This window comes from Streptomyces sp. NPDC006529 (genome assembly GCF_040611795.1).
GTDB lineage: Bacteria > Actinomycetota > Actinomycetes > Streptomycetales > Streptomycetaceae > Streptomyces.
On sequence record NZ_JBEXPB010000001.1, the window covers coordinates 109,200 to 129,901 of the forward strand.

At 74.0% G+C, this 20,702-nt stretch carries 20 protein-coding genes; 12 read left to right on the top strand and 8 right to left on the bottom strand.

Translation table 11 applies throughout. From position 1 onward, the window contains the following. Positions 1-28 precede the first annotated feature (28 nt). The 4 genes from ABZY31_RS00500 to ABZY31_RS00515 are packed head-to-tail and all read left to right on the top strand — an operon-like array spanning position 29 to position 4,623. Entirely contained in the window at positions 29-913 is an 885-nt protein-coding gene (locus tag ABZY31_RS00500) for an NTP transferase domain-containing protein (protein ID WP_356403022.1), read from the top strand. Next, positions 910-2,541: a molybdopterin-binding protein gene (locus ABZY31_RS00505; RefSeq protein WP_356403025.1), complete on the top strand. Its 1,632-nt coding sequence runs from the start codon at positions 910-912 to the stop codon at positions 2,539-2,541. The genes ABZY31_RS00500 and ABZY31_RS00505 overlap by 4 nt, the downstream gene beginning before the upstream one ends. Next, positions 2,529-3,629 carry a potassium channel family protein gene (locus ABZY31_RS00510; RefSeq protein WP_356403028.1) on the top strand — a complete coding sequence of 367 codons (1,101 nt, stop codon included), beginning with the start codon at positions 2,529-2,531 and terminating at the stop codon, positions 3,627-3,629. The genes ABZY31_RS00505 and ABZY31_RS00510 overlap by 13 nt, the downstream gene beginning before the upstream one ends. A 10-nt stretch (positions 3,630-3,639) precedes the next feature. After that, positions 3,640-4,623: an NAD(P)H-quinone oxidoreductase gene (locus ABZY31_RS00515; RefSeq protein WP_356403031.1), complete on the top strand. Its 984-nt coding sequence runs from the start codon at positions 3,640-3,642 to the stop codon at positions 4,621-4,623. A gap of 20 nt (positions 4,624-4,643) precedes the next feature. Here ABZY31_RS00515 and ABZY31_RS00520 read toward each other — a convergent pair whose 3' ends face one another. The 3 genes from ABZY31_RS00520 to pdhA are packed head-to-tail and all read right to left on the bottom strand — an operon-like array spanning position 4,644 to position 8,139. Then, entirely contained in the window at positions 4,644-5,990 is a 1,347-nt protein-coding gene (locus ABZY31_RS00520; RefSeq protein WP_356403033.1) for a dihydrolipoamide acetyltransferase family protein, read from the bottom strand. Next, positions 5,990-7,009, bottom strand: coding sequence for an alpha-ketoacid dehydrogenase subunit beta (locus ABZY31_RS00525; protein WP_356403036.1), 1,020 nt, complete (start codon positions 7,007-7,009; stop codon positions 5,990-5,992). The genes ABZY31_RS00520 and ABZY31_RS00525 overlap by 1 nt, the downstream gene beginning before the upstream one ends. Then, positions 7,006-8,139 (bottom strand): pyruvate dehydrogenase (acetyl-transferring) E1 component subunit alpha, encoded by a 1,134-nt coding sequence (gene pdhA / locus ABZY31_RS00530; RefSeq protein ID WP_356403039.1) that lies wholly within the window; start codon positions 8,137-8,139, stop codon positions 7,006-7,008. Before pdhA ends, ABZY31_RS00525 begins: the two co-directional genes overlap by 4 nt. 179 nt (positions 8,140-8,318) lie before the next feature. On the opposite strand from pdhA, the gene ABZY31_RS00535 reads away from it, so the two are divergent. Further along, positions 8,319-8,930 (top strand): Lrp/AsnC family transcriptional regulator, encoded by a 612-nt coding sequence (locus tag ABZY31_RS00535; RefSeq protein ID WP_356403042.1) that lies wholly within the window; start codon positions 8,319-8,321, stop codon positions 8,928-8,930. A gap of 25 nt (positions 8,931-8,955) precedes the next feature. On the opposite strand, the gene ABZY31_RS00540 is transcribed toward ABZY31_RS00535, so the two are convergent. Together ABZY31_RS00540 and ABZY31_RS00545 are read right to left on the bottom strand one after the other, a co-directional pair. Continuing rightward, the gene (locus ABZY31_RS00540) at positions 8,956-9,543 is read right to left on the bottom strand and encodes a TetR/AcrR family transcriptional regulator (protein ID WP_356403045.1); all 588 of its coding nucleotides are present in this window, start codon (positions 9,541-9,543) and stop codon (positions 8,956-8,958) included. After that, a complete protein-coding gene (locus ABZY31_RS00545) occupies positions 9,540-11,123 on the bottom strand; it encodes a 3-hydroxyacyl-CoA dehydrogenase (RefSeq protein WP_356403048.1) in 1,584 nt (527 codons plus the stop codon). Before ABZY31_RS00545 ends, ABZY31_RS00540 begins: the two co-directional genes overlap by 4 nt. A gap of 181 nt (positions 11,124-11,304) precedes the next feature. On the opposite strand from ABZY31_RS00545, the gene paaN reads away from it, so the two are divergent. Next, positions 11,305-12,987, top strand: coding sequence for a phenylacetic acid degradation protein PaaN (gene paaN, locus ABZY31_RS00550; RefSeq protein WP_356403051.1), 1,683 nt, complete (start codon positions 11,305-11,307; stop codon positions 12,985-12,987). A 14-nt stretch (positions 12,988-13,001) separates the two neighbouring features. Here paaN and ABZY31_RS00555 read toward each other — a convergent pair whose 3' ends face one another. The 3 genes from ABZY31_RS00555 to ABZY31_RS00565 form a co-directional block, all read right to left on the bottom strand. Continuing rightward, complete coding sequence (locus ABZY31_RS00555; protein WP_356403054.1) at positions 13,002-13,799, bottom strand: RNA methyltransferase; 798 nt, start codon at positions 13,797-13,799, stop codon at positions 13,002-13,004. Between the two features lie 10 nt (positions 13,800-13,809). Continuing rightward, positions 13,810-14,979 carry an HTTM domain-containing protein gene (locus ABZY31_RS00560; RefSeq protein WP_356403661.1) on the bottom strand — a complete coding sequence of 390 codons (1,170 nt, stop codon included), beginning with the start codon at positions 14,977-14,979 and terminating at the stop codon, positions 13,810-13,812. 68 nt (positions 14,980-15,047) lie between these two features. Continuing rightward, positions 15,048-15,713, bottom strand: a complete 666-nt coding sequence (locus tag ABZY31_RS00565) for a DUF5819 family protein (RefSeq protein WP_356403664.1) — start codon at positions 15,711-15,713, stop codon at positions 15,048-15,050. Positions 15,714-15,869: 156 nt separating this feature from the next. On the opposite strand from ABZY31_RS00565, the gene paaA reads away from it, so the two are divergent. From paaA to ABZY31_RS00595, 6 genes are all read left to right on the top strand, one after another. Then, positions 15,870-16,832, top strand: coding sequence for a 1,2-phenylacetyl-CoA epoxidase subunit PaaA (gene paaA / locus ABZY31_RS00570; protein WP_356403667.1), 963 nt, complete (start codon positions 15,870-15,872; stop codon positions 16,830-16,832). Beyond that, a complete protein-coding gene (gene paaB, locus ABZY31_RS00575; protein WP_356403057.1) occupies positions 16,829-17,113 on the top strand; it encodes a 1,2-phenylacetyl-CoA epoxidase subunit PaaB in 285 nt (94 codons plus the stop codon). Before paaA ends, paaB begins: the two co-directional genes overlap by 4 nt. Continuing rightward, complete coding sequence (gene paaC, locus ABZY31_RS00580; protein WP_356403060.1) at positions 17,110-17,856, top strand: 1,2-phenylacetyl-CoA epoxidase subunit PaaC; 747 nt, start codon at positions 17,110-17,112, stop codon at positions 17,854-17,856. Before paaB ends, paaC begins: the two co-directional genes overlap by 4 nt. Continuing rightward, positions 17,850-18,344 carry a 1,2-phenylacetyl-CoA epoxidase subunit PaaD gene (gene paaD, locus ABZY31_RS00585; RefSeq protein ID WP_356403063.1) on the top strand — a complete coding sequence of 165 codons (495 nt, stop codon included), beginning with the start codon at positions 17,850-17,852 and terminating at the stop codon, positions 18,342-18,344. Before paaC ends, paaD begins: the two co-directional genes overlap by 7 nt. Further along, positions 18,345-19,463, top strand: a complete 1,119-nt coding sequence (locus tag ABZY31_RS00590; protein WP_356403066.1) for a 2Fe-2S iron-sulfur cluster-binding protein — start codon at positions 18,345-18,347, stop codon at positions 19,461-19,463. 87 nt (positions 19,464-19,550) lie between these two features. Further along, entirely contained in the window at positions 19,551-20,699 is a 1,149-nt protein-coding gene (locus tag ABZY31_RS00595) for an acyl-CoA dehydrogenase family protein (RefSeq protein WP_356403069.1), read from the top strand. The last annotated feature ends 3 nt before the right edge of the window (positions 20,700-20,702 follow it).

Genomic DNA, 20,702 nt, shown 5'->3' on the forward strand with positions numbered 1-20,702 from the left:
GGCGGCGGGGCGCCCGCATACTCGGGACATGACGTACCACGCGATCGTGTTGGCCGGCGGCGCCGCGCGACGGCTCGGCGGCGCCGACAAGCCCGCCCTGAGCGTCGGGGGGCGGTCCCTGCTCGACCGGGTGCTCGACGCCTGCGCCGACGCGACCGCCACCGTGGTGGTCGGCGGCCGCCGCCCCACGTCCCGTCCCGTGCGCTGGGCCCGCGAGGAGCCCCCCGGGGGCGGCCCGCTGGCCGCTCTGGCCGCCGGCCTGCGGTCCACCGACAGCGAGCTGGTCCTCGTGCTCTCCGCGGACCTGCCGTTCCTGGACCGCGAGACCGTACGGTCACTGCTCGCCGCCGCCACGGGGACCGGACCGGCGGGCACCCCCGTGGACGGAGCCCTGCTGCGCGACGCCGACGGACGGGACCAGCCGCTCGTCGCCGCCTACCGGAGCGAATCGCTGCGCCGCGAGAGCTCCCTGCTGGCCGCCGAGCACGGCAGCCTCACCGGGCTGCCGCTGCGGGCGCTGACCGCCGAACTGGACCTGGCCCGGGTGAGCGCGGCCGGACCCCTCGCCTCCTTCGACTGCGACACCTGGGACGATCTCGCGGCCGCGCGTGCCCGGATCAGGGAGCATGGGTCCGTGCTGGACGAATGGATCACCGCCGTCAAGAACGAGCTGGGCATCGACGTCACCGTCGACACCAAGACCCTGCTCGACCTCGCCCGTGACGCCGCCCACGGCGTCGCCCGTCCCGCCGCTCCGCTGACCACCTTCCTGGTCGGCTACGCGGCGGCGCATGCCGAAGCCACCGGGGCCGACCCGGCCGAAGCGGTCGCCGAAGCCTCCCGCAAGGCCGCCGCCCTGGCGCTGCGGTGGGCGGCCGAAGCGGACCCCGCCGACGGGACGGGCACGGGATGACCCCCGCCGACGCCACCGATGCCGAGCGCGCCCTGGACGAAGCCCTGGCCGCGCTGACGGGTCCCGCGTCCCCCACCGCCCGGCACGACCCGGCCCCCCGCCACGACCCCGCCCCGGCCCCGTCCGCCGGATCCGGCGCGGGACCCTCCGCCGACCCGGCGCACGCCGACGCGGGGCACCGCACCGACGCCGGGAGCCCCGCCGACGCGGGCCCTGCGGACCCGGGGCCGGCCGCGGTGCCGACGCCGACCGCGCCGTCCGCCGAGCCGGTGGCACCGGAGGCCCCCGGCACCGGTCCCGCGGAAGCGGCCGGTGCCCCCGCGCACGGGGGCCTGGAGCGGGACCTCGACCAGGCGCTCGCCCTGGTCAGCCGCGCCCCGTCGGCCCCGCACGCGGGCGGGCACCGGGCCACCGCCTGGGCCCGCGCCATGGACGGCGCGGCGCGCGCGGGGGCCCAGACCCCCGTCCGCACCCACCACGTCCCGCTCGCCGAAGCCCTCGGCGAGGTCCTCGTGACCCCGCTGGACGCGCTGACCGACCTGCCGTCCTTCGACACCTCGGCCATGGACGGCTGGGCCGTCTCCGGACCGGGGCCCTGGACGGTCCGCAGCGGCAGCGGGGTCCTGGCGGGCTCCGACCGCCCGCTGCCCCTCGACTGCGGCGAGGCCGTACGGATCGCCACCGGCGCCCGGGTCCCGGCCGACGCCACCGCCGTGATCCGCAGCGAGCACGCCCACACCGACACCACGACGGGCCGCCTGCACGCCGACCGGGCGGTGGTGACCGGCCAGGACATCCGCCCACGCGCTCAGGAGTGCCGTTCCGGAGACCTGCTGCTGCCCGCCGGCGCCCTGGTCACCCCGGCCGTCCTGGGCCTGGCCGCCGCCGCCGGGTACGACCGGCTGCACACCCGGCCCCGGCCCCGCGTGGAGATCCTGGTGCTGGGCGACGAGCTGCTCACCGAGGGCCGCCCGCACGACGGACTGATCCGGGACGCCCTGAGCCCCATGCTCGGCCCCTGGCTCACCCGGCTCGGCGCCGAGGTCATCGCCACCCGGCGCCTCGGTGACGACCCCGAGGGCGCCGAAGCCCTCCACCGGGCCGTCACCGGCTCCGCCGCCGACGTGGTCGTCACCACCGGCGGCACCGCCTCCGGCCCCGTCGACCACGTCCACCCCGTGCTGACCCGGGCGGGCGCCGAGCTGCTGGTGGACGGGGTCGCCGTACGCCCCGGACACCCCATGCTCCTGGCCCGCCTGGCCGACCGCGCCCCCGACCAGAAGGCCGCCCGCCACCTGGTGGGGCTGCCCGGCAACCCCCTGGCCGCCGTCTCCGGCCTGCTCACCCTCGCCGAACCGCTGCTGCGCGCCCTCGCCGGGCGCCCGCCCCGCCACCGCTACACCGCGCCCGCGCGGGACGACGTACCCGGCCACCCCTACGACACCCGGCTCGTCCCGGTCCTGCTCACCGCCGACCACGCGGTGCCGCTGCACTACAACGGTCCGGCGATGCTGCGCGGCATCGCCGCCTCGGACGCGCTGATCGTCGTACCGCCGGGCGGGGTGCGGGCCGGACAGGACGTGGAAGTCCTCGACCTGCCCTGGGCCGCGGGGGGATGTTTCACGTGAAACTTCACGGCCACGACGCGATGGCCCGCCAAGCGGACGAGAAACTCGTCTCCCGGCGGATCAAACTGCCCACGCGCGAGGTCACCAAGCCCCTGCGGCAGGTCACACGGCGGCTGCTGATGGCCCTGTTCGTGCTGGCCCTCACGGTGCTCATCGTCTACATCGACCGCGAGGGCTACCACGACAACGCCGACGACCGGGTCGACTTCCTCGACTGCGTCTACTACGCCACGGTGACCCTCTCGACCACCGGCTACGGCGACATCGTCCCCTACAGCGACGGCGCGCGGCTGGCCAACATCCTGCTGATCACGCCGCTGCGCGTGGTGTTCCTGATCATCCTGGTCGGCACGACCCTCGAAGTCCTCACGGAGCGGACCCGGGAGGAGTGGCGGCTGAACCGCTGGAGGAAGAACTTGCGCGAGCACACGGTCGTCGTCGGCTTCGGCACCAAGGGCCGCTCGGCCCTGCAGACGCTGCTGGCCACCGGCCTCTCCAAGGACCAGGTGGTGATCGTCGACCCCAGCGCGAAGGTCATCGACATCGCCAACGCGGAGGGGCTCACGGGCGTGGTCGGCGACGCGACCCGTTCGGACGTGCTGCTGCGCGCCGAGCTCCAGAAGGCCCGTCAGGTGGTCATCGCCACCCAGCGCGACGACACGGCGGTCCTGGTGACCCTGACGGCCCGCCAGCTCAACCGCGGCGCGAAGATCGTGGCGGCGGTGCGCGAAGAGGAGAACGCCCCGCTGCTGCGGCAGTCCGGCGCCGACGCCGTCATCACCAGCGCGAGCGCGGCCGGACGGCTGCTGGGCCTGTCGGTGCTCAGCCCCAGCGCGGGCACCGTGATGGAGGACCTGATCCAGCAGGGCAGCGGCCTCGACCTGATCGAACGGCCCATCACCAGGGCCGAGGTGGGGAAGGGCGTCCGGGAGACCGGGGACCTCGTGGTCAGCGTGCTGCGGGGGCACCGGCTGCTCGCGTACGACGACCCGCACGCGAGCCCGCTCCAGCCGACGGACCGGGTGATCGCCATCGTCCGCGCGACGCCGCCCACGTCGCCCCCGGCGACACTGGGGCCCGCCGAGTAGGCTCCGGACCATGCATGCGATCACCATCCCGCAGCCCGGCGGCCCCGAGGCCCTGGTCTGGGCCGAGGTACCCGACCCGGTGGCGGCAGAGGGCGAGGTCCTCGTCGAGGTCTCGGCCGGCGCCGTGAACCGGGCGGACGTGCTCCAGCGGCAGGGTTTCTACGATCCGCCGCCCGGCGCCTCCCGCTACCCCGGCCTCGAATGCTCCGGCCGGATCATCGCGGTCGGGCCCCGGGTGTCCGGCTGGTCGGTGGGCGACGAGGTGTGCGCCCTGCTCGCGGGCGGCGGCTACGCCGAGCGCGTCGCCGTGCCGGCGGGCCAGTTGCTGCCCGTCCCGGCAGGCGTGGACCTGGTGACGGCCGCCGCGCTGCCCGAGGTCGTGTGCACGGTGTGGTCCAACGTGTTCATGGGTCCCGGCAGGCACCTGACCGCGGGCGACACCCTCCTCGTGCACGGCGGTTCCAGCGGCATCGGCACCATGGCGATCCAGCTCGCGAAGGCGCTCGGCGCCCGCGTCGCGGTCACGGCGGGCGGCCCGGAGAAGCTGGCCCGCTGCGCCGAACTGGGCGCGGACATCCTGATCGACTACCGCGAGCAGGACTTCGCGGCCGAGGTCCGCGAGGCGACCGGCGGCGCCGGGGCCGACGTGATCCTGGACATCATCGGGGCGAAGTACCTGGCCAAGAACGTGGACGCGCTCGCGCGGGGCGGCCGTCTCGCCGTCATCGGTCTCCAGGGCGGGGCGAAGGCCGAACTGAACCTCGGCGCACTGCTCTCGAAGCGGGCGAGCATCAGCGCGACCTCGCTGCGGGCCCGCCCGCTGGACGAGAAGGCGGCCATCGTCGCGTCCGTCCGCGAACACGTGTGGCCCCTGGTCGCGGACGGCCGGGTGCGCCCGGTGGTGCACGCCACCCATCCGATGCGCGAGGCCGCCGAGGCCCACCGGGTCATGGAGTCCAGCGCCCACGTGGGCAAACTCCTGCTGACCCGCTGAGCCCCGGCGGCCCGTATGCCCTAGAGCCCCCGCAACAGGACCGAGGGGGACTCGACGCAGTCGGCGACGTAGCGCAGGAAGCCGCCCGCCGTACCGCCGTCGCACACCCGGTGGTCGAAGGTGAGGGAGAGCTGGACCACCTTGCGGACGGCCAGCTCGCCCTCGTGCACCCACGGCTTCGCGATGATCCGGCCCACGCCGAGCATGGCCGCCTCCGGGTGGTTGATGATCGGCGTGGAGCCGTCCACCCCGAAGACGCCGTAGTTGTTCAGCGTGAAGGTGCCGCCGGTCAGGTCGGAGGGGGCCAGCTTCCCCGCCCGGGCCAGCTCGGTGAGCCGCCCGAACTCCGCCGACAGCGCCTCGGCGTTCATCGCCTGCGCGTCCTTGACCACCGGGACCATGAGGCCGCGCTCCGTCTGGGCGGCGAAGCCCAGGTGGACCTGCGGCAGCCGGACGATCTCGTTCGCCTCCAGGTCCACCCGGGAGTTCAGCTCCGGGTGGCGGGCGAGCGCGGCCGTGCAGATCCGGGCCAGCAGGGCCAGTACCGAGATCTTCGGCCCGCCCACCGCGTTCATCGCGGCCCGGGCCGCCATCAGTTCGGTGGCGTCCGCGTCCACCCAGCAGGTGGCGTCCGGGATCTCCCGGCGGCTGCGCGAGAGCTTCTCGGCCACCAGGCCGCGCAGCCCCTTGAGCGGGATCCGCTCGCCCGCGACCGGAAGCCCGGAGGCAGGAGCCACGGGGGCCGCGACCGGCTCCGGCGCCCGCAGCGCCGCTTCCACGTCGGCCCGCAGGATCAGCCCCTCGGGACCCGACCCGTGTAGGGCGCGCAGGTCGACCCCGTTGTCCCGGGCCAGCTTGCGCACCAGGGGCGAGATCACCGCGACCGGGCCGGAGGCCGCGGGAGCGGTCGGCGCGGGAGCCGGCGCCGCAGCCGCCACCGGGGCCACCGGGGCCGCCGCCATCGAGGCGCTCACGGGCGTCACCACCGGGCGGACCCGGCGGCGCCGGGCCTGGCGCGAGTGGTCCGTCCCGTACCCGACCAGCACGTTCCCGGACCCCGACGGCTCGGCGACGGCCTCCGGGGCGGCGGCCTCCGCCCCGGAGGGGGCCGAAGCACCGCCCGAGCCGACCGCCACCGTGATCAACGGCGCTCCGACGGGCAGTTCGGTGCCCTCCTCGCCGAACCGGGCCGTCACCACGCCCCCGTAGGGACAGGGCACCTCGACCATCGCCTTGGCCGTCTCGACCTCGACGACCGGCTGGTCGACGGCGACCACGTCGCCCACCGCCACCAGCCAGCGCACGATCTCGGCCTCGGTCAGCCCCTCACCGAGGTCGGGCAGCTTGAACTCCAGTACCTGGGGCATCAGTTCTCCCACTGAAGGCGGGCCACGGTGTCCAGGATGCGGTCCACTCCCGGCAGGTGGTGCTTCTCCAGCATCGGCGGCGGGTAGGGGATGTCGAAGCCCGTCACCCGCAGCACCGGCGCCTCCAGGTGGTGGAAGCAGCGCTCCATGATCCGGGCCGCGATCTCCGCGCCGGGTCCGCCGAAGCCGTTCGCCTCGTGGACCACCACCGCGCGGCCGGTCCGGCGCACCGCCGCGACCACCGTCTCCTCGTCGAAGGGCACCAGCGAGCGCAGGTCCAGCACCTCCAGGTCCCAGCCCTCCTCGCGGGCCGCCTCGGCCGCCTCCAGGCACACCGGCAGCGAGGGCCCGTAGGTGATCAGGGTGGCGCTCGTGCCCGCCCGGCGGACCACGGCCTTTCCGATGCCCGGAACCGCCGCGGGCGCCTCCGGCGACCAGTCGGCCTTCGACCAGTAGAGCCGCTTGGGCTCCAGGAAGACCACCGGGTCGTCGCTGGCGATCGCCGCCCGCATCAGCCCGTAGGCGTCCTCCACCGTCGCCGGGGTCACCACGTGCAGCCCCGGCGTGGCCAGGTAGTACGCCTCGGAGGAGTCGCTGTGGTGCTCGACGCCGCCGATCCCGCCGCCGTACGGCACCCGGATGGTGATCGGCATCGGCATCGCGCCGCGCGTGCGGTTGCGCATCTTCGACACGTGCGAGATCAGCTGCTCGAACGCCGGGTACGCGAAGGCGTCGAACTGCATCTCGACCACCGGCCGCAGCCCGTACATCGCCATGCCCACCGCGGCGCCCAGGATCCCGGCCTCCGCGAGCGGGGTGTCCGTACAGCGGTCCTCGCCGAACTCCTTCGCGAGGCCGTCCGTGATCCGGAAGACGCCGCCCAGCGCGCCGACGTCCTCGCCCATGACGTGCACCGTCGGGTCCTCGGCCATCGCGTCGCGCAGCGCCCGGCCCAGGGCCTGCGCCATGGTCGCGGGCTTCGCCTCCCTGCTCACCGGCTTCGCCGCCACCGTGGTCATCCTTCCGCCCCCGCTTCCAGTTCGGCGCGCAGCATCTGCGCCTGTTCCCGCAGCCGGTCGGTCTGCTCCGCGTAGACGTGCGCGAAGAGGTCCATGGGGTCCAGGACCGGATCGGCGTTCATCCCCTCGCGCAGCGCCGCCGCCATCTCCTCGGCCGCCTCCTTGGCCTGCCGGATGCCCTCGTCGTCCAGCAGACCGCGCTCCGTCAGCTCGCGCTCCAGCAGCTCGACCGGGTCGTACGCCTTCCAGGCCGCCACCTCGGCGTCCTCCCGGTAGCGGGTCGCGTCGTCGGCGTTGGTGTGCGCGTCGATCCGGTAGGTGACCGCCTCGACCAGGGTCGGGCCGCCGCCCGCGCGGGCCCTGCGGACCGCCTCGGACAGCACCTCGTGCACGGCCGCGATGTCGTTGCCGTCGACCAGCCGGCCCGGCATCCCGTACCCCACGGCCTTGTGGGCCAGCGTCGGGGCGGCGGTCTGCTTGGCCAGCGGGACGGAGATCGCGAAGCCGTTGTTCTGGACGAGGAAGACCACCGGGGCCTGCCAGACGGCCGCGAAGTTCAGCGCCTCGTGGAAGTCGCCCTCGCTGGTGCCGCCGTCACCGACCATCGCCAGCGCCACCACGTCGTCGCCGCGCAGCCGCGCCGCGTGCGCCAGGCCCACCGCGTGCGGCAGCTGGGTGGCGAGCGGGGTGCACAGCGGCGCTATGCGGTGCTCGCGCGGGTCGTACCCGGTGTGCCAGTCGCCGCGCAGCAGCGTCAGCGCCTGGACGGGGTCGAGCCCGCGGGCGACGGCCGCCAGGGTGTCGCGGTAGCTGGGGAAGAGCCAGTCCCGCTCCTCCAGGACCAGCGCGGCCGCGATCTCGCAGGCCTCCTGGCCCACGGTCGACGGGTACACCGCGAGTCGGCCCTGCCGGGTCAGCGCGGTGGCCTGCGCGTTGTAGCGGCGGCCGCGCACCAGTTCGGCGTAGCACCGGCGCATCAGCTCCGGGTCCAGCTTCTGCGCCGCCGGGGTGCCCAGCACCCGGTACGGCTCGGGGTCCGGGAGCAGCGGGGCGGCATCCGTACGGGGCCTCCAGGCGGGCGGGGTGGGACGGTGGGACGCACCGGCACCGGGCAGCTCTTGGACCGTCATGGCGGCGTACACCTCCTCGTGGGAAGCGGGGCAGGGAGAGCCCCGGGTGTGAGGCGCCTCACCTACCGATTGTTCGGTTTGCCGCGCAATTTGGCTACAGGCAGCGCCAGGCTGTGGACAAAGTGGCGCCGGGGGCCTGGGATGGGTGCAGGACGTCCAGGAGAGGGAGGCATCGGGCAATGCCGGATGAACAAATGGCCGGAGCGGGCTGCGCACCGGCCGCCCCCGGGGGTGCGGCCGCGCCGGCGGCGCAGGCCACGGGGCCCTCACCGGCGCCGTCCGGCGACCGGGCGGCGGCGCCGCCGCGCCCGCTGGACCCGATCGACCGTTCGATCCTGCGACTGCTCCAATCGGACGGCCGCGCCTCGATACGGTCGGTGGCCGAGCAGGTCCACGTCTCGCGCGCGAACGCCTACGCGCGGATCAACCGGCTGATCGACGACGGGGTCATCCGCGGCTTCACGGCGCGCGTGGACCACGAGCGGGCCGGTCAGGGCGCCTCCGCCTACATCACGCTCAAGATCGTCCAGAACTCCTGGCGGACGGTCCGCGAGCAGCTGCGCGAGCTGCCGGGCGCCGTGCACATCGCCCTGGTCAGCGGCGACTTCGACGTGCTCCTGCTGGTGCACACGCCCGACAACCGCACCCTGCGCGAACTGGTCCTGACCCGGCTCCAGGCCATCCCCGAGGTGCTGTCGACGCGCACCCTGCTGGTGTTCGAGGAAACGGACCTGCTGGCCCCGGACGCGGGCCCGGACCAGGACGTTCCGGTGCTCGCACCGGAGGAGTGACGGGGGCGGCGTCCTAGGCGCGCGCCTAGGACAGGGTGCGCAGTCCGCCGAAGGCCATCCGGACGACCGCGTCCGCCAGCTGGTCGCCGTCCCCGCCGGAGTGCGGGCGGTACCACTCGACCAGCGAGTTCACCATGCCGAAGAGCAGCCGCGTGGCGAGCCGCGTGTCCACGTCGGCGCGCAGGTCCCCGTCGGCGGCGGCGGCCTTCAGCAGGTCGGCGACCCGGTGGTCGAACTCGCGGCGCCGCTCCAGCGCCCAGCGCTCGGTGCGGGTGTTGCCGCGCACCCGCAGCAGCAGGGTGACGTACGGCAGTTCCGCGACCAGGACCTCCACCGTGCGCCGGGTGACGTACTCGACCCGCTCCACGGCCCGCCCGCGCACCGCGCCCTGCTCCTCCAGCACGGCGAACAGGCCGTCCAGGGCCCGGCTGACGGCCCGGCGCAGCAGCTCCTCCTTGCCCGCCACGTGGTGGTAGATGGAGGACTTCGAGATGCCGGCGGCCTTGGACAGGTGCTCCATGGAAGTGCCGTCGTAGCCGCGCTCGTTGAAGACCTGCACGGCGACCGTCAGCAGGGTCTCCGGTGTGTACGTGTCCCGCCTGGCGGTGGTCACGCGCCGCCCTCCGCGCCGGTGGTGTCCTGCGGGTCGGCGCCTTCCGGACGGGTGTCCTCGGCGTCGGCACCTTCCTGGTCCTCGGCGGCGTAGCCCAGGCGGTAGAGGGCGAGCGAGGGCGCGTAGCGGCCGCCGGGGCAGCGCTCGTCGAGGTGGTGCAGGAGGTCGTACGCCCAGTCCTGGCCGAGTTTCGCGTGCCACTGCGAGGGCCCGAGCGGGTAGTTGACGCCGAGCCGCATCGCGGTGTCGATGTCCTCGGCGGTGGCCACGCCGCGCGCGACGGCGTCGGCGGTGAGGTCGATGAGCATCGCGACGGTGCGGGCGACGATCATTCCCGGCACGTCGCCGATGACGGAGACCTTCTTGCCCAGCTTCTGGAAGAGGCCGATGGCCTCGGCGAGGGTCTGCTCGGAGGTGTCCTCGCTGGCGGAGAGCGCGATCCGGGTCGCTCCCCGGTAGTCGAGGGCGAGGTCGAAGTAGACGACGTCGGCGAACTCGACCGAGGTCTTGCCGTCGGCCGGGACAAGCTGTCCCTCACCTGGGAGCTGGAGGTACGGGCCCCCGGTCTCGGTGACGGTGACCGTGATCCCGGCCTCCTCCATGAGGTCGAGCAGCTCGGCCGCGGGACCGAGGTCCCCGACGACGCGCACCGTGTCGGGCGCCTTCTCGGGACCGGCGGTGTGCGGCCGCGGCGCGTCCTGCGGGTCACCGGTCTCGCCGTACGGGAACCAGCCGTGCCCGGACTTGCGGCCGAGGCGGCCCGACTGGACGAGCCGGCGCTGGGCGAGGGAGGGCGTGAACTTCGGACTGCGGAAGAAGGACTCCCACACGGAGCGGGTGACGGCCTCGTTGACGTCCTGGCCGATCAGGTCGGTCAGTTCGAAGGGGCCCATCCGGAAGCCGCCGCTCTCGCGCAGCACGGCGTCGATCGTGGCCGGGTCGGCGCCGCGCTCCTCGTACACCGCGAAGGCCTCGGCGTAGAAGGGGCGGGCGATCCGGTTGACGATGAAGCCGGGGGTGTCCGAGCAGCGGACGGGGGTCTTGCCCCAGCCGAGGACGGTGTCGTAGGCGTGCCCGGCGGCCTCCGGGTCGGTCGCGAAGCCGCTGACGACCTCGACCAGCGGGAGCAGCGGCGCGGGGTTGAAGAAGTGCAGGCCGAGGAAGCGGCCGGGGCGGGCGAGCCCCGCCGCGAGCTCGGTGACGGAGAGGGAGGAGGTGTTGGTGGCCAGCAGCGCGTCCGGCCCGACCACCTCTTCGAGTGAACCGAACAGCGCTCGCTTGACGCTGACGTCCTCGACGACGGCCTCGATCACCAGGGCCGCCCCGGCGAGGTCGGCGAGGGCGTGGGCCGACCCGATCCGGCCGATCGCGGCGTCGGCCCCGGCTCGATCCAGCCGCCCCTTGGCGGCCATGCGCTCGATCCGGTCCTGGACCGCCGCGCGGCCCGCGCGGGCGGCCGCCTCGTCGATGTCGTAGATCAGCACCGGGTGACCTGCGAGAAGGGCGACCTGGGCGATGCCCTGGCCCATGGTGCCGGCACCGACGACCGCCACTGTGCGGGAGCGCTCGATTGCTGTCATGACCCGATCCTCCCGCACCGACTTATCCACAGGCCCGCCGGGCCCTCTTGTCCCGACCGATCGTTCGGTTACTCTAACTCCAGTCTGCTCTTCCCCGCCCTTCCCCGCCCGATCCACGTGCCGATCCGCCCATGCGATCCGCTCACCGATCCCGCCCGGCTCAACGAGGAGTTGGTCCCAGATGGCCGCCGCGCTCACCGTCCCCCAGCTGTCCGAGAAGCACCGGACCACCCTCGACCAGGCGCTGGCGGCCATCCGTAGCCGTGCCTACTGGTCCCCGCACCCCGAACACCCCAAGGCCTACGGCGAGAACGCCGCCGCCGAGGGCCTCGCGGCCTTCGAGGCCGTCCGCGGGACCCGCTTCGAGCTGGACCAGCCCGGCACCGACGGCTGGGCGGGCGCGGAGGTGTCGCCCTTCGGACCGGAGCTCGGTGTCGAGTACCCGCACGCCGACCCGGACGTGCTGCTGCCCGCCATGAAGGCGGGCATGGGCGCCTGGCGGGACGCGGGACCGGAGGCGCGCGCCCTCGTCTGCATCGAGATCCTCGCCCGGATCAGCGCCCGGACGCACGAGTTCGCACACGCGGTCATGCACACCAGCGGCCAGGCCTTCATGATGGCGTTCCAGGCGGGCGGCCCGCACGCGCAGGACCGCGGCCTGGAAGCCGTGGCCTACGCGTACGAGGAGCAGACCCGCGTCCCGGGCAGCGCCGACTGGTCCAAGCCGCAGGGCAAGAAGGACCCCCTGGAGCTGGGCAAGACCTTCACCGCCGTACCGCGCGGCATCGGCCTGGTCATCGGCTGCAACACCTTCCCCACCTGGAACGGCTACCCGGGCCTCTTCGCCTCCCTGGCCACCGGCAACCCCGTGCTGGTCAAGCCGCACCCGCGGGCCGTGCTGCCGCTGGCGCTCACCGTCCGGGTGGCGCGCGAGATCCTCGCCGAGGCGGGCTTCGACCCCAACCTGGTGGCGCTGGCCGTCGAGAACCCGGGTGAGGGCATCGCCAAGACGCTCGCGCTCCGGCCCGAGATCAAGCTGATCGACTACACCGGCTCCACGGAGTTCGGCGACTGGCTGGAGACCCACGCCCGCCAGGCCCAGGTGTACACGGAGAAGGCCGGCGTCAACACCGTCGTCCTCGACTCCACCGACAACTACAAGGGGATGCTGGGCAACCTCGCCTTCTCGCTCTCCCTCTACAGCGGCCAGATGTGCACCACCCCGCAGAACCTGCTGATCCCGCGCGACGGCATCGCGACGGACGCAGGCCACAAGTCCTACGACGAGGTCGTGGCCGACCTGGCCCGCCAGGTCGAGGGGCTGCTGGGCGACGACGCCCGGGCCAACGCGCTGCTCGGCGCGCTGGTCAACCCGGACGTGAAGGCGCGGCTGGAGGCGGCGGCCGGCCTCGGCGAGGTCGCGCTGGCCTCGCGCGAGGTGGCCAACGCGGAGTTCCCGGACGCGGTGGTCCGTACGCCGGTGATGGTCAAGCTGGACGCCGCCAAGGACGACCCGGAGGCCGCGTACCTCTCCGAGTGCTTCGGCCCGGTCTCCTTCGCGGTGGCCGTCGACTCGACGGCCGACGCGCTGGAGCTGCTGCGGCGCACGGTGCGGGAGAAGGGCGCCATGACGGTCGGCGCCTACACGTCCTCGGCCGACACCGAACGCGCCATCGAGGAGGTCTGCCTGGAGGAGTCCGCGCAGCTCTCGTTGAACCTGACCGGCGGGGTCTTCGTCAACCAGACCGCCGCCTTCTCCGATTTCCACGGCTCGGGTGGCAACCCGGCCGCTAACGCCGCTCTGTGCGACGGGGCGTTCGTGGCCAACCGCTTCCGGGTGGTGGAGGTGCGCCGCCAGGCCTAGGCGGCTGCCACTGGTCAGGCCTTCGGGCCGCCCCAGTGGAAGAGGGCCATGGCCACGCTGGTGGCGAGGTTGTAGCTGGAGACCTGCGGACGCATCGGCAGGGACACCAGGTGATCCGCCCGGGCGCGCAGCTCGGGCGAGATCCCGTGGCGTTCCGAGCCGAAGGCGAGCAGGGCGTCGTCCGGGAGGGTGAGGGCGCGGATGTCCTCGCCCTCCGGGTCGAGCGCGTAGAGCGGCCCGGGCGGCAGCTCCTCCAGCTCCAGCCGGGCCACCGCGGTGGCGTAGTGCAGCCCTGCGCCCGCCCGGACCACGTGCGGGTGCCAGGGATCCAGATCGCCCCGCGTCACCACCCCGGTGGCGCCGAAGCCCGCCGCGAGGCGGACGACGGCGCCGACGTTGCCGAGGTTGCGGGGGTTGTCCAGCACCACCACGGGCGCGCTGCGGGGCGTGCGGCCCAGCGCTGCGAGCAGGGTCTCCCGGTCCGGGCGCACGGCCAGCGCCGCGACCCCGGTCGGGTGCACGCGCGCCACCAGCTCGCGCAGCGGTGCCTCGCGCACGAGGCCGTCCAGCGCGTCCCGGACGTCCGGAGCCAGCTCGTCGGCCAGCTCCAGCAGCGCCCCGCGGTCCTGGGCGACGGCCACGGCGACGTCCGCGCCGAAGCGCAGCGCGTGCTTGAGGGCGTGGAAGCCGTCGAGGAGCACCAGCTCCTCCCGCCCGGCCGCCTCCCGCCACCGCCGTACCGCCCGGGCCGCCGTGTCCGTCCCCCCGGTCGTGTCCGCCCGGGCCGTGCCCGCCGTTTCCGCGCTGCTCATGCGGACGACCTTACGGCGCGGGCGTGGGCGCGTACGCCGCCGGTTCCTCGGCCGGTACGGACGCCCCCGGGTGCGCGGCCGACGCCGCGGGTGCGCCCCGGCGGCCGCCCGGGCTCCGGGCCCGCGCCCCCACCCACACCAGGAAGACCGTCGGCAGGAACACCGCGTCCGCGGCGATCATCGCCAGCGAGAAGAACGGCAGCCCCAGCAGCACCGCGATCCCGGCGTGCTCCATCATCATCACGCAGAGCAGCAGGTTCTTGATCCGCCGGTTGAACAGCGTGAACGGGAAGGCGACCTGGACCACGACGGTCCCGTAGGTCAGCAGCATCACCAGCGTCCCGCTGGCCGCGAGCAGCCCCGACAGGCCGGGCCAGGGCGTGAAGTAGTCGAGCCCCAGCGGGTAGAACAGTGCGGTGCCGTCCTGCCAGCGCGACCCCTGGATCTTGTACCAGCCCGCGGTGGCGTAGATCAGGCAGACCTCCACCATGATCACCAGCAGCCCCGCGTTGTGCAGCAGGTTGGCGATCACGTCCAGGGTGGCGCGGCCCTCGCCCTCCGGCTCGTACCGCTCGACCATCCACCACAGCCCCTGGACCACCCACAGCGCCGCGAAGGCCGTCAGCCAGCCGGCGCTCACCGCCTCCGCGAAGGCGGCGTACGGCAGCACCGCCCCCAGCAGCCCCCACAACACCGGCCCGGCGCCCCCGGTGGCCGCGGACCCGGTCCGGGCGGCGCGCCGCGCGTCCAGCGACCACACCCGCGCGCACCGGGTGAGCACCAGGTAGAGCGCCATCAGGTGGATGACGTTGTCCCCGCCGTCCCCCATGAACACGCTGCGGTTCTGCAGGGAGAGCACCCCCACCATGAACAGCACGGACATCGCCCGGGTGCGCCAGCCGACCAGCAGCAGCGCGGCCGAGCCGAGCGCGAGCGCGTAGACGGCCTCGAACCAGAGGGCCGAGTCCGACCACATCAGCACCGTGAAGGCGTGGTTCGAGTCGATCAGCCGCTCGGCCAGCTGCCGGCTCCACGGCCCGTCGGGACCGTACAGCTCCCGCCGGTTCGGGAACTCGCGCAGCAGGAAGAGCAGCCAGGTCGCGGAGAAACCGATCCGGATCACGGCGCTCTGGTACGGGCCCAGCGCCTCGCCGGTGACCTTCGCCAGCCCCCGGCCCACGGCAGCCCGTACCGCGCCGGCCCGTACGACGGCGGTCCGTACGACGGCGGTCCGTACCGCGGCGGGGCTCACACGCTCGGCACGGTCCACCACGGCAGCTCCCGGTAGTAGGTCTGGGTGTCGGTCTTCTCCGCGCTCCACGGCGGCGCCGCCACCGAGGTGGTCGCCGAGCGCAGCTGGATCCGCAGGATCCGGTCACCGTTGCCGCCCAGCCGGGCGACCGCGATGCGCTGGAGGTAGGCCTCGGAGAGCGCGCCCCGGTCGCCGTTCGCCTTGTTGTCCTCGTCGTGCGAGCCGGTGAAGAAGTCCCAGGCCCGGCGCAGCTCGTTCTGCTGCGTGTGGCTGGGGAGCGGGTTGTGCCGGATCGCCGCCGCGTCCTCGGCGGACAGGTCGCGCCAGCCGGTGGTGGTCAGCTGCCCGGCCGCGGTGCGGACCTGGGCGCGCGCCTCGACGGCGATGTTCTGCTGGAGCGGGTTCGGCGCGAAGAGCTTCCAGTTCTGTTCGAACTCGGGGTAGATCCAGTCGTCCACCGTGCGCGCGTGCCGTTTGCTGACCGTGTTCGACGGCGCCACGTGCAGGAACACCATCGCCAGGTGCCAGCAGGCGGTGACCGCGACGGCGCCCAGCGCGAGGGCCGCGACGATCCGGTACGGGGTGGACAGACCGGCGATTCCGGGCGCCCGCGGGCGGCGCACGGGGGGCTGCTGCGCGGCTTCACGGTCCTTCGAAACCATCCCGCCCCGATCATCGGCCATCCACAGAGGTTGACACCCTACGGGCCGCCGTCTCACCATTGAAGAGAACGAACCGAACGATCGGTCGGTCGGGCGGCAGGACGACATCGGCAGGGGGCCGTGATGGTGGCAGTGACCCCGGAGACGGGGCAGGGCATGGCCCTCGCGGCAGGCCTGACGGAGCAGCTCGTGGCGGCCTTCGAGGCGGCCGTCGCGGCGGAGGAGCGGGTCGAGCCCCGGGACTGGATGCCCGAGGAGTACCGCGCCTCGCTGGTCCGCCAGATGGCCCAGCACGCCCACTCGGAAATCATCGGGATGCAGCCCGAGGCCAACTGGATCACCCGCGCGCCTTCGCTGCGCCGCAAGGCGATCCTGATGGCCAAGGTGCAGGACGAGGCCGGGCACGGCCTCTACCTGTACAGCGCCGCGGAGACCCTCGGAACCAGCCGGGACGAGCTGCTCGACAAGCTCCACGCCGGCAAGCAGAAGTACTCCTCGATCTTCAACTATCCGACCCTGACCTGGGCCGACGTCGGCGCGATCGGCTGGCTTGTGGACGGGGCGGCGATCACCAACCAGGTCCCCATCTGCCGCTGCTCCTACGGTCCGTACGCCCGCGCCATGGTCCGGATCTGCAAGGAGGAGTCCTTCCACCAGCGCCAGGGGTACGAGCTGCTGCTCGCCCTCTCACAGGGCACCGAGGCGCAGCACGCCATGGCGCAGGACGCGGTCGACCGCTGGTGGTGGCCCTCCCTGATGATGTTCGGCCCGCCCGACGACGAGTCGGCGCACTCCGCCCAGTCGATGGCCTGGCGGATCAAGCGGCACACCAATGACGAGCTGCGGCAGCGGTTCGTGGACATCGCCGTCCCGCAGGCCGAGTCGCTGGGCCTGACCCTGCCCGACCCGGACCTGAAGTGGAACGAGGAGCGCGGGCACCACGACTTCGGCGCGATCGACTGGTCGGAGTTCTGGGCCGTGCTCAAGGGCAACGGGCCCTGCAACGAACAGCGCATCGGCCAGCGCCGGCAGGCGCACGAGGACGGCGCCTGGGTCCGCGACGCGGCCGCGGCGTACGCCTCGAAGCACACCGCACCGAACGAGGAGGCACGGGTATGACGCAGAACTGGCCGCTGTGGGAGGTGTTCGTGCGTTCGCGCCGCGGACTCTCGCACACGCACGCGGGGAGCCTGCACGCCCCCGACGCGGAGATGGCGCTGCGCAATGCCCGCGACCTGTACACCCGGCGCGGCGAGGGCATCTCGATCTGGGTGGTCCCCTCGTCGGCGGTGACCGCTTCCTCGCCGGACGAGCGGGACCCGTTCTTCGCCTCGGCCGGGGACAAGCCGTACCGCCACCCCACCTTCTACGACATCCCGGAGGGGGTGCGTCACCTGTGACCACCACGTCGCGGACCGACGCGCCCGAAACCCGGGAGCTGCACGCCGCCGCGCTCGCCCTGGGCGACGACGCGCTGATCCTCTCCCACCGCCTCGGCGAGTGGGCGGGCCACGCGCCCGTCCTGGAGGAGGAGGTCGCCCTCGCGAACATCGCCCTGGACCTGCTCGGCCAGGCCCGCGTGCTGCTGTCCATGGTGGGTGACGAGGACGAGCTGGCGTTCCTGCGCGAGGAGCGCGCCTTCCGCAACCTCCAGCTGACCGAGCAGCCCAACGGCGACTTCGCCCACACGATCGCCCGCCAGCTCTTCTTCTCCCTGCACCAGCAGCTGCTCTTCACCGAACTGGCGGCCGGGGAAGGGCCCTTCGCGCCGCTGGCCGCCAAGGCCGTGAAGGAGACCGCCTACCACCTCGACCACGCCGAGCAGTGGACGCTGCGGCTCGGTGACGGCACGGAGGAGAGCACGCGCAGGATGCGGACCGCCCTGGGCTCCCTGTGGAAGTTCACGGGTGAGATGTTCCAGCCGGTGCCCGGCCTGGAGGTCGACTGGGCCGTGCTGGAGGAGCGCTGGCTGAGCGCGCTGGGCGCGGTGCTGGAGCGGGCGGGACTCGCGCTGCCCGACGGCCCGCGCACGGGGGCCTGGGCCGCCGGAGCCGGGCGCCAGGGGCTGCACACCGAGTCCTTCGGGCGGATGCTCGCCGAGATGCAGCACCTGCACCGCAGCCACCCGGGGGCGTCGTGGTGACCGCGACCCGGCTGGAGGAGGAGCTGGCGGCGCTCGCCGGCTCCGTGCCCGACCCCGAGCTGCCGGTGCTCACCCTGGCCGAGCTGGGCGTGATGCGCGGCGTGCGCATCGGCGAGGACGGCAGCGCCGAGGTCACCCTCACCCCGACCTACACCGGCTGCCCGGCCATCGAGGCCATGGCCGCCGACATCGAGCGGGTGCTGCACGACCACGGCATCGCCGAGGTGAGCGTGCGGACCGTGCTCTCCCCCGCCTGGTCCACCGACGACATCAACGCGGAAGGCCGCCGCAAGCTCGCCGAGTTCGGGATCGCCCCGCCCCGGCCGCACGCGGCGGGCGGCCCGGTGCCGCTCAGCCTGTCGGTGCGCTGCCCGCAGTGCGGGTCCACCGACACCGAGCTGCTCAGCCGCTTCTCCTCCACCGCGTGCAAGGCCCTGCGCCGCTGCGTCTCCTGCCGCGAGCCGTTCGACCACTTCAAGGAGCTGTAGATGACCGCGGCCCGGCACGGCGCGTTCCACCCGCTGACGGTGATGGAGGTCGAGAGGCTGACCGACGACTCGGTCGCGCTCACCCTGCGGGTGCCGCCGGAGCTGCGCGAGGAGTACCGGCACGCCCCGGGCCAGCACCTGACCCTGCGCCGCGGCGCGGCCGGGGGCCCGGAGGTCCGGCGTACGTATTCGATCTGCTCCGCGGCCCCGGCCGCCGACGGTCCGGGCCCGGGGTGGTTGCGGGTCGGCGTGCGGCTGGTGGAGGGCGGCGAGTTCTCCACCTACGCGCACAAGGAGATCGCCGCCGGGGACGTCCTGGACGTGATGGTCCCGGCCGGCCGGTTCGTGCTGGACCCCGCGGCCGCCCCCGCTTGCGCGCACTACGCGGCCGTCGTCGGCGGCAGCGGAATCACCCCGGTGCTCTCCATCGCCTCGACCCTGCTCGCCGCCCGGCCCGATGCCCGGTTCTGCCTGGTGCGCAGCGACCGGACGGCGGCGTCGACGATGTTCCTGGACGAGGTCGCGGACCTCAAGGACCGCTACCCCGAGCGGTTCCAGCTGGTCACCGTCCTGTCCCGGGAGGAGCAGGAGGCCGGGCTGCCCTCCGGCCGGCTCGACGAGGAGCGGCTGACGGGTCTGCTGCCCGCGCTGCTGCCCGTCGGCGAGGTCGCGGGCTGGTTCCTGTGCGGTCCCTACGGCCTGGTCCAGGGCGCCGGGCGGGCCCTGCGCGCGCTCGGCGTCGTACGGACCCGGATCCACGAGGAGATCTTCCACGTCGAGGACGCCGCCGCCACGGCGGCGCCCGCCTCCGTGGGCGCGGGCGCCCCGGCCGGGCCGGGCGCGCTCAGCCGGGTCACGGCCCGGCTCGACGGCCGCTCCGGCACCTGGCCCGTCCAGGAGGGCGAGTCTCTGCTGGACGCGGTGCTGCGCAACCGCGCGGACGCCCCGTACGCCTGCAAGGGCGGGGTGTGCGGCACGTGCCGGGCGTTCCTCGTGACCGGCGAGGTCCGCATGGACCGGAACTTCGCGCTGGAGGACGAGGAGACGGAGGCCGGATTCGTGCTGGCCTGCCAGTCGCATCCGATGACGGAGGAAGTGGAGATCGACTTCGACCGCTGACCCGCGACTCCTGTGCTTTTTCAGGAACGTGTTCTATCTTGACGGCCCGTCAGGCAGAACCGTCCGGTGCGCGCGGGAGGACAGGCAGTGGACTTCACCTTCACCGAGGAGCAGCAGGCCGCGGTCGAGGCGGCGAAGGCCGTCTTCGCGGACGTCGCACCCGACGGGGTGCCCAGCCCCGCCCTCACCCCGGGCGCGGTGGCGGACGAGTTCGACCGGCCGCTGTGGGCCAGGCTCGCCGCGTCCGACCTGGTCGGCCTGGTCCTGGACCCGGAGCACGGCGGAGCGGGCCTCGACGCCATCGCCCTGTGCCTGGTGCTGCGGGAGGCCGCGCGGGTCCTGGCCAGGGTGCCGCTGCTGGAGCACTGCGCCACCGCCATGGCCGTCCAGGCCCACGGCGGCCCCGAGCTGCGGGCCGCCCTGCTCCCCGGGGCGGCACGGGGCGAGCACGTGCTGACCGTCGCCGCCCACGGCCGCTCCGGCCACGACCCGGCCGACCTGGCGGTCACCGCCCGCCCGGACGCGGACGGCGACGGCTGGACCCTGGACGGCGTCCAGACGGCGGTGCCCTGGGCGCACAGCGCCGACTGGATCGCCGTCCCCGCCCACACCGGCGAGGCGGACGCCGTCCTCGCGCTGGTCCCGCGCACCGCCGAGGGGCTCGCCCTCGCCGACCAGTTCTCCACCAGCGGGGAAAAGATGGCGCAACTGTCCCTGGACGGCGTACGGGTCCCCGCGAGCCACCTCATCGACGCCCCCGGCGCCTGGGAAGGGCTGCGCCTGCTGCTGGCCACCGGCACCTGCGCCCTCGCCCTCGGGCTCGGCGAGAGCGTCCTCGCCATGACCAGCCAGTACACGAGCAAGCGGGAGCAGTTCGGCTTCCCCGTCGCCACCTTCCAGGCGGTCGCGGTCCAGGCCGCCGACCGCTACATCGACCTGCGCGCCATGGAGGTCACCCTCTGGCAAGCTGCCTGGCGGCTGGACGCGGCGACCGGCGGGGCCGGCGGCCCGCTGCCGAGCGCCGGGGACGTCGCCGTCGCGAAGATCTGGGCCTCGGAAGGGGTCCGCCGGGTCGTCCAGACCGCCCAGCACCTGCACGGCGGCTTCGGCGCCGACACCGACTACTCCCTGCACCGCTACCACGCCTGGGCCAAGCAGCTGGAACTCCAGCTCGGCCCGGCCGCGGCCCACGAGGAGGCCCTGGGCGACCTGCTGGCCGCCCACCCCCTCGCCTGACCG